The sequence below is a fragment of the Streptomyces sp. SID12501 genome (assembly GCF_010550245.1).
Lineage (GTDB): Bacteria > Actinomycetota > Actinomycetes > Streptomycetales > Streptomycetaceae > Streptomyces.
In genome coordinates this window covers 1-758 of record NZ_JAAGLU010000175.1, presented here as the reverse complement: position 1 = coordinate 758, position 758 = coordinate 1, and the positions used below count along the sequence as shown (strand labels likewise).

The following is a 758-nucleotide window of genomic DNA, read 5'->3' as shown; positions in this document are numbered from 1 at the left end:
GCGGCTCCACGAGCGACATCACGGCCGGGAGGATCTGCAGGAACGCGCCGACGAGCGTCACGAGCAGCGGAGCGAGAGCCTGGATGACGGTGAGGAGCGTCTGGCCGACGATCCCCACGAGCGAGGTGATGACCGGCAGCAGCTGGGTGATGACGGGCAGGAGGCTCGCGAACGCGGTCGACAACCCCTCGATGATGATCTGCGCGACCTGCGCGAGGACCGGGACGAGGGTGGCGATGACCGGGCCCAGAGCGCCGGCGAGCGTCGCGACGAGCTCGCCGAGCAGAGCCCCGACCTGCGGGAGGATCGGCACCAGCGCCTTGAAGATCAGCCCGAGCGGGTTGAACGCGCCGACGGCCTCGAAGATCAGCGGGATCAGCGGGGCGAGCGAGGCGTAGTAGTCCTTGAACGCGCCGGCGACGGGGTCGATGAAGTTCCGCGCGGCCAGGCCGATGGACTCGAGGAACCCCGCGAGGCCGGACGACGTGATGTCGTCGCCGCCCTCCTTGAACGCCGCGAACATGGCCGTGATCCCGCCCGACACCTCGGGCCCGATGCCCGCGAGCGCGTCGCGGACCCGGAACAGGAGGTCGACGAACGCCGAGTCCTCCTGGACGCCGAGCCACGCGAACAGGCCGCCGTTGAAGTCGCCGTCGCGGACGACCGCGACGATGCCGCGCAGGGTGTCCATGAGGCCGCCGGCGACGGCGCGGATGGACAGGATCGCGTCGACGGCGCCGGCGTTCTCCTCCCAGCCG

The 758-nt window shown here is 71.1% G+C and carries 1 protein-coding gene; it reads right to left on the bottom strand.

Features of this window, described 5'->3' with window-relative positions; all coding sequences use genetic code 11:
* Positions 1-758 (bottom strand): hypothetical protein (locus tag G3I71_RS45065; RefSeq protein WP_203733017.1); only part of this gene is annotated, 758 nt, incomplete at both ends.